The sequence below is a fragment of the Terriglobales bacterium genome (assembly GCA_035691485.1).
GTDB lineage: Bacteria > Acidobacteriota > Terriglobia > Terriglobales > Acidobacteriaceae > JAIQGF01.
On record DASSIZ010000088.1, the window covers coordinates 1 to 11186 of the forward strand.

An 11186-nucleotide genomic window follows, 5' to 3' on the forward strand; every position below is an offset into this window, starting at 1 on the left:
ACTCCGTTCGAAGCGCAGTTCACCTTCAAATTCATCTTCTAACTCGTTTGAGACTCCTTGGGCGGCGGATTTCCGCCGCCCTTTTTGTTGTGTAGCACCTTCAGCGCGACCCTGAGGCGCAGCCGAAGGGGGAGCCCGGGACGCCGTGTCAGCCCAATGCGCCAGCATTGGGCAGACGTGCCAACGTTAGTCCAGCCCGAGCGAAGCGAGGCCGGCACGGTTTCCCGGAGGCCGTCAGCCCGACCCCTGATTTGTTATCCTGTCCCATCTCATGCCGCGAAGATTCCGCTCCGTCCTGTTCGCCATCCTGCTGTTCACCGCTCACTCCCTCTGGGCTGAAATCTCCGATCTCAAGCCCACCGTCATCCTCATCTCCATTGACGGCTTTCGCTACGACTACTTCGGCAAGGCCCCGACGCCCCACCTCGATGCCCTGATCGCTCGCGGCGTTCGCGCCTCCTACATGGTTCCGTCGTTTCCGACAAAAACGTTTCCCAACCACTACACCATCGTCACCGGGCTTTATCCCGCGCATCACGGCATCATCGCCAACAACATGTGGGACGACAGCCTGCACGCCATGTTCAAAATGTCTTATCGCGATCAGGTCCGCGACCCGCGCTGGTGGGGCGGCGAACCCATCTGGGTGACGGCGCAAAAAGCGGGTCAGAAAACGGCTCCCATGTACTGGCCCGGCAGCGAGGCGCCCATCGAGGGCACGCTGCCCACCTACGGCGAATCCTACGACGACAATCACAAAACAGCGTACGACTACCGGGTGAACAAAATCCTCTCCTGGCTGGATCTTCCGGCCGCTCGGCGCCCCACGTTTCTTACCCTCTACTTCGAGGGCGTGGACACCGCCGGACATGACTACGGCCCGGATTCGCCCCAGTTGCGAGAGGCCGTGGTGCTCGCCGACAAAGCTATCGGCATGCTCCTCGAGGGGTTAAAGTCGCGCGGCGTGGAACGCAAGGTCAACCTGGTCGTCGTCTCCGATCACGGCATGGCTGCTAGCTCCCGCGAGCGCCGCATTTTCTACGACGATTACCTTGACCCATCCAATGTCACCGTCATCGATACCAACCCGGTGCTGGCTGCCAAAGCGAAGGACGGCAATAACGCCGCCCTGGTCGCCAAACTCAAACGCGTGCCCCACCTTACCGTCTACACGCCTGAAACCGTACCCGCGCGCCTGCATTTCAGCGGCAGCCCGCGCATTACCCCGGTGATTGCCGTCGCCGACGTTGGCTGGATCATCACCTCGCACGATTACGTCGCCAAGCATCCCGACAAGAAATATGGCGGCGAACATGGCTACGACAACGCCGCCCCCGAAATGCGCGCTATCTTCCTCGCCGCCGGCCCGGCCTTCGCCCCGCACTCGACCATTCCCGGTTTTCCCAACGTCGACATCTATCCGCTTCTCGCCTACCTGCTCCACCTTACCCCGGCGGCAAATGACGGCGACATGGAGGTCTTCCGCCCCGTCCTGCGCCACAAAACACGCGCTCAAGGTCATGCTCACGCCCGGCGCCTTTCGCCTTTGCCGCGATTCAAACCAATGTCATCCTGAGCGAGGGCGAACGTCCGAGTCGAAGGACCCGCAAGCGGCCGGGAGTCGCGATGCGATCCACAGGCATTTCAGCACGATTCTCTTTCGCGAGGGCCCCCGCTCTCTGCCCCCATACGCACTCTGGCTAAGAGCTTCTTCGCAATTTTTTCCATCCTTCGCTTCCCCCGCGCATCTCACACCTCGTTGGAGGAATGATCTATGGCATTACGAGATGTTGCTAGTCCCGCGCAGACGACGTTCCAGCTCCCCGCTCTGCCCTATGACTTTGCTGCGCTGGAGCCCCACATTGACGCGCAGACCATGCAGATTCACCACGATAAGCACCACGGCGCCTATGTCACCAATCTCAACGCCGCCCTCGACAAGCATGCTGACCTGAAGGGCAAGTCCGCCGAGGATCTGCTGCGCAGCCTCAGTTCCGTTCCCGAGGACATTCGCGGCGCGGTCCGCAACAACGGCGGCGGCCACGTCAATCACTCCATGTTCTGGAAAATCATGAAGCCCAATGGTGGCGGCAATCCCACCGGCGACATCGCCCAGGTCATCAATCAGTTTGGCGGCTTCGACCAGTTCAAGGAAAAATTCAACGACAACGGCGTCAAGCGCTTTGGCAGCGGCTGGACCTGGCTGGTTCGTACCAAGGATGGCAAGTTCGATCTCATCAGCACCGCCAACCAGGACAGCCCCTTCATTGACGGCCATTTCCCCGTCTTCGGCAACGACGTCTGGGAGCACGCTTACTATCTCAAGTACCAGAACCGCCGCGCCGATTACCTCAAGGCCTGGTGGAACGTTGTCAACTGGGAAGAAATCAACCGCCGCCTGAAGGAAGCACGCTGATCGCGTTGCAGCGCGGGAAATTCGAAAAGTTTTTTCTGTGGGGACGAAAAAGCCCGGCGCTCTTGCCGGGCTTTTTCACTAACCACCAGCCCTAGCCACTTTTCATTCCCCTCCACCGGCTTCCGTGAGCTTTTTGCCTTCCGTGTCCTGCGCTTGCACCGCGCCCAGGTTCAGCTTCTTCAGTTCGGGCTCGATCTTCGCGCGGTCGCCGGCCACTACCACCACCATCTTGTCCGGCGAGACGTATTTCTCCGTCATCCGATGCACGTCCCCCGGCGTTACCGCCTCCAGCTTCGCCGGCAGCGTGCGGTAATAATCCAGCGGCAGCCCGTAGACGAACAAGTTCGACGTGGTGCGCGCGGTTTGTGCCGTGGTCTCAAAATCCGCCGTCAGCCCGCGCACATTCGACTCCTTCGCCATCGACAGCTCTTCCGGTGTCACTTCTCCGCTCCGGATTTTTTCTACCTCGTTGAATACTTCCTTCACTGCCGGCGCCGTCACATCGGTGCGAATCATGCTGCCGATGACGAACGGCCCCGTGCCCCGCCGGAACTGGTAAAACGAGAACGCGCCGTAGGTATACCCGTGCGCCTCGCGCAGGTTCAGGTTGATCCGGCTCGAAAACAGTCCGCCCAGGATGTCGTTCATCACCAGCACCGCCGGGTAATCCGGGCTGTTGCGCTGCAATCCCACCTGCCCGATGCGCAGCGCGCTCTGCGGCGCGTTGGGTTTATCGACGATCACGATCCGCCGTGACGATGTGTTCTCCACCACCGGCGCCTTCGACGCCGTCGCCTGCCCCGTCCAGCCGCCGAAATATTTCTGCGCCAGCGACTTCAACTGCGCTTCCGTGATGTCCCCGGCGACCACCAGCGCCGAATCCTGCGGCGCGAATCCGCTCTTGTAGAACTTCACCATGTCTTCGCGCGTGGTGGCCTGCGTCGATTCCGGCGTCCCTGTCTCCAGGTATCCATACGGGCTTTGCGCCCCGTACACCTCGCGCAGCAGCACCCGCTGCGCCACCACCTGCGGCTGATCGTTCTGCTGGATCAGCGTGGTCAGCCTTCTCTTCCGCACGCGCTCGATCTCCTCCTCGCGGAATGCGGGATGGATCGCTACGTCCGAAAGCAAATCAAACAGCTTGTCCGAGTTCTTGGTCAGCGCGGCCGCGGTGATTGAGGTGGCGTCCGCCGTGGAAGCCGCCGACACCGTGGCCCCGATTTGCGCGATATCATCCGCCAGTTGCGGCGAAGTCCTCTTTTCCGTGCCTTCGTTCATCATCATCGCCGTGAACGACGCCAGCCCAGCCTTGTCCGCCGGGTTCGCCTCGCTTCCGCGCAGCACCGTCAATTGCGCCGTCATCACCGGCAGCGCATGCTGCTCCACCAGGTACACCGGTATGCCGTTGGGCAGCTTGAATTGCGCCGGCACCGGCAGTTGCGGCGCTTTGGCGACGGCCGGCTTCGGCGGCGTCGTGCGCCATTCATCGTTGCCCGGACCGCCTGCCACCGCTTCGGCCGACTGCGGCTCCGGACGCTTGGCCACGTCTTCCACCACCTTCTGCCCCGGCACGCCGTACACCACTACGCGCGAATTCGGCGTCAGCTTTTCGGCCTGCTGCTTCACCGACTCCCGCGTCGCGTTCTCATAACGCGCCAGGTCCTTGGGCAGGTATCCCGGATCGTTCAGATAATGGTTGTAGAGATCGAGCATGTCGGCCTTGCCGCCGAACCCGCCCAGCCGCTGCAGATGCTGGATCCTTTGCGTCTCGATCGTGTTCTTGGCGCGCTCCAGCTCCGCTGCCGTGATCCCGTCCTTCTGCACCGCGGCCAATTCTTCCTCGATCGCCTTCTCCAGCTCTTCCGGCTTGACGCCCGGCTTGGCCGTCGCCTGGATCACGAACTTCGAACCCAGCATCAGCGATTCCTGGTTCGCCCGCACGTCCTGCGCAATCTGTTTTTCATACACCAGCTTCTTGTACAGGCGGCTCGACTTGCCCTCGCCCAGCGTCATCGCCAGCAGGTCCATTTCCGCGTCACCGGGCTTGAAGAACGGCGCCGTGATCCATGCCAGGTACACCCGCGGCAGCTGCACCGCGTCGGTGATGGTGGCCCGCCGCTCCTCGGTAATCGGCGGCGTCACCGCCTCAATCTTCGGCACCGGCGGACCGGACGGGATCGGACCGAAATATTTCTGCAGCAGCGCCTTGATTGTCTTCGGATCGAAGTCTCCCACCACCGCGATGCTCGCGTTGTTCGGCGCGTAATACGTCTTGAAGAAGTCGCGCACGTCGTTCAGTTCCGCGCTTTCGATGTCCGCGTGCGACCCGATCACGTCGCCATAATAAGGATGGGTTTTCGGGTACAGCAGGTGCTGTACGCCCTCCTCCACCAGGTCATACGGACGGCTTTCCCCCTCCCGCCGCTCGTTGCGCACCACGTCGCGCTGGTTGGCCAGGTTGCGGCCGTTCAGGTTATCGAGCAGCCAACCCATGCGGTCGCTCTCCGCCCACAGCGCCAGCTCCAGCTGGTTTGCCGGCACCGTTTCGAAATAATTCGTGCGGTCAAAGTCGGTGGTGCCATTGATGTCGCTGGCGCCCGCTGCCTCCATCAGCCGGAAATGCTCGTTCGCCTTCACGTGCTTCGAGCCCTGGAACATCATGTGCTCGAACAGGTGCGCGAACCCGGTCCGGCCCGGCTTCTCGTTCGCCGGCCCCACGTGGTACCACAAATCCACCGCCACCAGCGGCAGCCGGTGATCTTCGCTCAGGATCACCTCCAGCCCGTTTGCCAACTTGTACTTTTCATACTTGATGGTAGGGAATTGCTGTGCCGCCGCTTTTGCCGGTGGGGCACTCGCCTGTCCCCACGCCGCCGCGGTCATTATGATTACGATTGCTAGAACGAAACGCCCCGCTCGTCCTGCTGGTCTCATTAGAATCTCCTTCGCGTCCTGCATGAATGATTGTGCCATGCGCACTATTGTCTTGGGGAGGACACGACTTCAGTCGTGTCGCCCGCCCCTGCAACACTTTGGGAAAGGCGCGGCTTTAGCCGTGCCGATCGCACATTCGATAATGTCGTTCCGAGCGGGCTTTTAGCCCGCGAGAAATCTCGGGTTTGCCGAACACACTTACCCTGTCCCACTTACATACGCTACTTAGACCGGGCCGGTTCCATTTCGTCACCACCGCCCACGAATTTTTTCGGTCTAAAACGCAATCAACCAAGAACGCAATCAATAAGTATGTCATCCTGGGCGAGGGCGAATGCCCGAGTCGAAGGCCCCCGACTCATCCCGCAGTCACCGCGCCGCCGAAACGCATTTCGGCCCGCCATTTTTCGGCCTAAAACGCGATCAAAATGTATGTCATCCTGAGCGAGGGCGAATGCCCGAGTCGAAGGACCCCTACTCATCCCGCAGTCACCGCGCCGCCGGCGCGAAACCTTCCGATTTCCTCACCACCACTCCATCCTTCATCACAAATTGCACCTTCTCCAGCACCGTGATATCGGACAGCGGATCTCCCGGCACCGCCACAATGTCCGCCAGCTTTCCCGGCTCAATGGCCCCCACATCATTCATCCCGAGCAGCGCTGCCGCATCCGAAGTCGCCGACCGGATCGCCTGCGCTGCCGATTGCCCGTACTTCACCCGTACGGCAAATTCCTTCGCTGGATTGATGTTCCAATCGAAACCGCCCGCATCCGTTCCGAACCCAATCTTCACCCCGGCCTGCATCGCACGTCGAAACGTGTCCTCCGCAATTTTGACCATCTGCACCCACACCGGTGCGCCCGCCGCCGCCCGTCCTTGCGCCACGTACTCCCCGACGTAAAGTGTCGGCACAAACCATATTCCCTTCGCCTTCATCGCCTGCAAGTCTTCCGGCGCGATGTAGTCCCCGTGCTCGATCGTGTCCGCACCCGCCTCCACCGAGTTGTGCACGCCATACATCCCGATGGCGTGCGATGCTACCTTCCGCCGCTGCCGATGCGCCTCATCCACGATCGCCCGCAGTTCCTCCATGGTGAACGTCGGCACATCCTTAAGAACATTTCCCTCGATGTAATAACTCCTGTCGCTGTACACCTTGATCCAGTCCGCCCCGTGCGAGATCTGCTCTCGCACCGCCTTGCGGCAATCGTCCGCGCCATCGCAGAACTGCACCCCGTGCGGGATGTCCCGCAACTCCCAGTTGTATCCCTGCAGCGGATAAGCTCCCGTCACGTCCAGTGCCCGCGTCGCCACCTGCATTCGCGGACCTTGCACGATGCCCTTGTTGATCGCCTTTTTGATATCAACATCCGCATAGCCCGCGCCTTCGGTCTCCAGGTCGCGCAGCGTGGTGAAGCCATAATTCAGCGCCTTGGTCGCCGTCGCCGCTCCCACGATCGCCCGGTACGCATTCGACTGCTTCAGCAACTGCACATCGTAATCTTCTGCCGTAATGTCCCCTTGCAGCAGCACGTGCGTGTGCGTATCCATCAACCCCGGCAGGCAGCGCATTGCGGTGAGATTGATCCTTTGCGAGCCCACAATGCCGCTTGTGTTGAATTCGCTTCCAACGGATTGGATCTTGTTTCCGGCTACAACAATCGGTCCGCCTTTCCATTCGCCACTCCGTACATCCAGTACCCAACCACATTCCAGTACTTTTATGCCCGGCGGCGCCTCTGCTTGTGGTGTGGCGCGGGTCGCCGACCCGCGTGCCGTTTGTTGGAGCGCGCTCGCCCCCGAGCGCGACGCAGCAGTTGACGGCTGATAGCCGATAGCTGATGGCTGTTGCGCAAACGGCTTCTTCGGCCCGCACGCCATCAACATCCCCACCAGCACCACCGCCGCTATGAAGTACCTGCGCCTCATCATTGCCTCCACCGAAAGACCTTTTTTAACCCCACGAAACACGAAACTCCTGCGCTGCGCGATGCCGAAGGGCGAACGCCCGAGTCGAAGGACCCCTATTCCGCCTGTCATCGTGCCGCCAGGTACTATCCGTGAATCGCTTGTCATCCCGATCTGTGTTTTTCTTCCAGCAATCGCGAATCTCAAGCATCGACCTATGAATTCAATCTTGTCATCCTTCGCGCAGCGAAGGAGGTTGGTTTCCTCTGGAAACACTTACAGTGACCATCAGTCAGTTTCCAGCGTGAGCGAAGCGAACCCGGCACAATTCCAGCCCAAGGCGTCAGCCTTGGGTAGCATTGCGAGAAGCCCATGTAAGCCCGAGCGCAGCGAGGCCGGCACGTCGTTCTGCGAGGCCGTGAGCCCGAGCCCACCTCGCAAGCCGCGTGCATTCTACTCCCCTGTGGAAATCCATCTGGAAACCGCGTCCCAAATACCGCCGCTGCTGGCCCTTTTTCAACCCTCCGTTTGCACTGCTTTTCTGCATTGTCATCGCCCCGGAATCGCCCTAAAGTCCTGTCACCGCATTTGTTTCCAGCCAAAAAGCGTGCACGCGTCAAGAGCTATTTCTGCCTCCGCTTGCGTCGGACCAGCAGAAAAACTACAATATGTTGTACCTAGGTCTTGACAGGCACAACATACAGGCGTACTGTCGCATCCCACATGGATGCTTTCGGGGCAGAATTCACACCCCGTTACTCGGTAGTAAACCGGCGCTGACCCACCCGCTTCGGGTGGCGGATAAAATCGCCGCGAGAGTTCTGGCACCCTGCAATTTTGATGTACTGGCCGCCCCCCTGGCCCTGGAAGGAGACACCCCGATGGCCGAGATCACACAACAAACCACGACAACCACCACCCCAGGCACCACCCAGAAGTCGAAGAAGGCCCCCGGCCTCTCCTTCCGCCGCTATTTCACCAAGCCCGACGTATCGCCCTACGACACGGTGGAATGGGAGCTCCGCACTGCCGCCATCACCGACGCCCAGGGTGGCGTCATCTTCGAGCAGAAGAACGTCGAGGTTCCCAAGGACTGGTCCATGACCGCCACCAACATCGTGGCCAGCAAGTACCTGCATGGACGACTCGACACCAACGAGCGTGAGACCGGGGTGCGCCAGCTCGTCTCTCGTGTCGCCGAAACCATTCGCGACTGGGGAACCTCCGCCGGCTATTTCCGCAGCAGCGACGATGCCGCCGTCTTTCACGACGAGCTCTGCCACATCCTGCTGCACCAGATGGCCGCCTTCAATTCGCCGGTCTGGTTCAACGTCGGTTGCGACCGCATTGAGCCCAATGCCGACGGCTCCAACTGGCACTGGAATCCGCAGGCCCAGAACGTCGAGTTCACCCCCTCCGGCTATCGCAATCCCCAGTGCTCGGCCTGTTTCATCAACTCTGTCCGCGATTCCATGGACTCCATCATGACCCTGGCCAAGACCGAGGCCATGCTCTTCAAGTGGGGTTCCGGCACCGGCACCAATCTCAGCCCCTTGCGCGGCTCGCATGAACCGCTCTCCGGCGGCGGCACTGCCAGCGGCCCGCTCAGCTTCATGCGCGGCTTTGACGCCTTCGCCGGCGTCATCAAAAGCGGCGGCAAGACCCGCCGCGCCGCCAAGATGGTCATCCTCAACATCGACCATCCCGACATCGCCGACTTCATCGATTGCAAGATGACAGAGGAGAAAAAGGCCCACGCCCTGATTCGCGAGGGCTACGACGGCTCCAATCCCGACTCCCCCGCCTACTCCTCCATCTTTTTCCAGAACGCCAACAACTCCGTCCGCGTCACCGACGAATTCATGCTCGCCGCCGAGCGCGACGCCGACTTCACCACCCACAACGTCCACGACGGCGCCGCCCACAAGACCTACAAAGCCCGCGATCTCCTGCGCAAGATCGCCGAAGCCACCTGGCACTGCGGCGATCCCGGCATGCAGTTCGATACCACCGTCAATCGCTGGCACACCTCGAAGAACACCGCGCGCATCAACGCCTCCAATCCCTGCAGCGAGTACATGTTCCTTGACGACTCCGCCTGCAACCTGGCCTCGCTCAACCTCATGAAGTTCGCTCCCAGCGGCACCTTCGACGTCGAAGCCTACCGCCACGCCGTCGACGTCATGATCACCGCCCAGGAAATCGTCGTTGACTTCTCCGGTTACCCGACCGAGTCCATCGCCCGCAATTCGCACGACTATCGTCCGCTTGGCCTCGGCTACGCCAATCTCGGCGCGCTGCTCATGGCCGCCGGCCTGCCCTACGACTCCGAAGCCGGACGTGACTACGCCGCCTGCGTTACCGCCATCATGTGCGGCGAAGCCTATCTCCAGTCCGCCCACATCGCCGAACTCTGCCCCTCGCTGGAGCCCGCCGCTTACAAGACCAAAGCCGCTTTTGCCGACCGTCGGCCGTCGACCGTCGACCCTGCTGGCGGCGCTTGCCCCGGCTTCTACCTCAACCGCGAACCTTTCCTGGACGTAATCCGGATGCACCGCGCCAGCGTGAACAATATTGGTGGAGCGCAGACGCCCTCGTCTGCGTTTTCCGCGCTCAAATCCCTGGTCGAATCTTCCAAGCAAGTCTGGGACGAAGCCCTCTCCCAGGGCGAAAAATTCGGCTACCGCAATTCCCAGGTCACCGTTTTGGCCCCCACCGGCACTATCGGGTTCATGATGGATTGCGACACCACGGGCATTGAACCGGACCTGGCGCTGGTCAAGTACAAGAAGCTGGTTGGCGGCGGCATGATCAAGATCGTGAACAACACCGTGCCGGCGGCGCTGTTCAAGCTCGGCTACTCGCCCGAGCAGGTCAATGCCATCGTCAGCTACATCGACGCCACCGGCACCATCGAGGGCGCGCCCCACATCAAGGACGAACACCTCGCCGTCTTCGATTGCAGTTTCAAGCCCGCCAAGGGCACCCGCTCCATTCACTACATGGGACACCTGCGCATGATGGCCGCCACCCAGCCCTTCATCTCCGGCGCCATCAGCAAGACCGTCAACCTGCCCGAAGCCGCCAGCGTGGAAGAGATTGCCGAAGCCTACATCCAGGCCTGGAAGCTCGGGCTCAAAGCGGTCGCGGTCTATCGCGATGGCTGCAAGAAGTCGCAGCCGCTCTCCGCCGCCGGCACCAAGACGGCCGATTCCAGCGCCAACGACAAGCGCAACGAGGAGCCGGAGGTCGACAGTCGACGGTCGGGTCCCGTTGACTCGCGTGACCAGGACGGCCCGCCGCGCGCCGTTCGCCATCGCCTGCAGCTGGAGCGCGCGTCGTTAACTCACAAGTTCAATATCGCCGGACACGAGGGCTACATCACCGTTGGGGTTTACCCCAGCGGACAGCCCGGCGAAATCTTCATCACCATGGCGAAGGAAGGGTCGACTGTCAGCGGCCTCATGGATTCTTTCGCGCTCGCCATCTCCATGGCGCTGCAGCACGGCGTGCCGCTCAAGCTCCTGTGCGAGAAATTCAAGCACACCCGCTTTGAGCCCTCCGGCTGGACCGGCAACGAGAACATCGGCTACGCGACGTCGATCATGGACTACATCTTCCGCTGGCTGGAGCAGAAGTTCATCACCGGACAGCAGCAGCTCCTGTTTCCCGGCATGAAGGTCACCGCGCACGATCAGCCGGCGCTGCCCGAGAACACCGCCAGCAATGCATCGCCCGCGCCGGCGAGTGCAACCGCTTCGTTGCAGCCGGCTTTGCCGATGGCCGATAGCCGACGGCCGGCAGCCTCGCACCATGCCGCCGACATGTTGAAGGAGTACGTGGACCTGGGCGACGCACCCACCTGCTCCGTCTGCGGCGCCATCATGACCCGCAACGGCAGCTGTTATCGCTGCATGTCGTGCGG

Annotated in this window: 5 protein-coding genes; 3 read left to right on the plus strand and 2 right to left on the minus strand. The window is 61.3% G+C overall.

Annotation, left to right across the window (positions count from 1 at the left end; genetic code table 11):
• Window positions 1-271: 271 nt before the first annotated feature.
• Together VFI82_11755 and VFI82_11760 are read left to right on the plus strand one after the other, a co-directional pair.
• Window positions 272-1576, plus strand: a complete 1305-nt coding sequence (locus VFI82_11755; protein ID HET7185352.1) for an ectonucleotide pyrophosphatase/phosphodiesterase — start codon at window positions 272-274, stop codon at window positions 1574-1576.
• Window positions 1577-1774: 198 nt separating this feature from the next.
• Complete coding sequence (locus tag VFI82_11760) at window positions 1775-2416, plus strand: superoxide dismutase (GenBank protein ID HET7185353.1); 642 nt, start codon at window positions 1775-1777, stop codon at window positions 2414-2416.
• Window positions 2417-2518: 102 nt separating this feature from the next.
• Here the strand turns inward: VFI82_11760 and VFI82_11765 are convergent, their stop codons facing one another.
• Both VFI82_11765 and VFI82_11770 read right to left on the minus strand, forming a co-directional pair.
• Window positions 2519-5350, minus strand: coding sequence for a pitrilysin family protein (locus tag VFI82_11765; GenBank protein ID HET7185354.1), 2832 nt, complete (start codon window positions 5348-5350; stop codon window positions 2519-2521).
• A gap of 489 nt (window positions 5351-5839) precedes the next feature.
• Entirely contained in the window at window positions 5840-7282 is a 1443-nt protein-coding gene (locus tag VFI82_11770) for an amidohydrolase family protein (GenBank protein HET7185355.1), read from the minus strand.
• Window positions 7283-8142: 860 nt separating this feature from the next.
• Here VFI82_11770 and VFI82_11775 point away from each other — a divergent pair.
• On the plus strand, window positions 8143-11186 hold a 3044-nt coding region (locus tag VFI82_11775), incomplete at its 3' end, for a vitamin B12-dependent ribonucleotide reductase (protein ID HET7185356.1).

Bases quoted from the DNA above. Each gene is read 5' to 3' on its own strand.
- VFI82_11770 (HET7185355.1), bottom strand. From the start codon at position 7,282: ATGAGGCGCAGGTACTTCATAGCGGCGGTGGTGCTGGTGGGGATGTTG.
- VFI82_11755 (HET7185352.1), top strand. From the start codon at position 272: ATGCCGCGAAGATTCCGCTCCGTCCTGTTCGCCATCCTGCTGTTCACC.
- VFI82_11765 (HET7185354.1), bottom strand. From the start codon at position 5,350: ATGAGACCAGCAGGACGAGCGGGGCGTTTCGTTCTAGCAATCGTAATC.
- VFI82_11760 (HET7185353.1), top strand. From the start codon at position 1,775: ATGGCATTACGAGATGTTGCTAGTCCCGCGCAGACGACGTTCCAGCTC.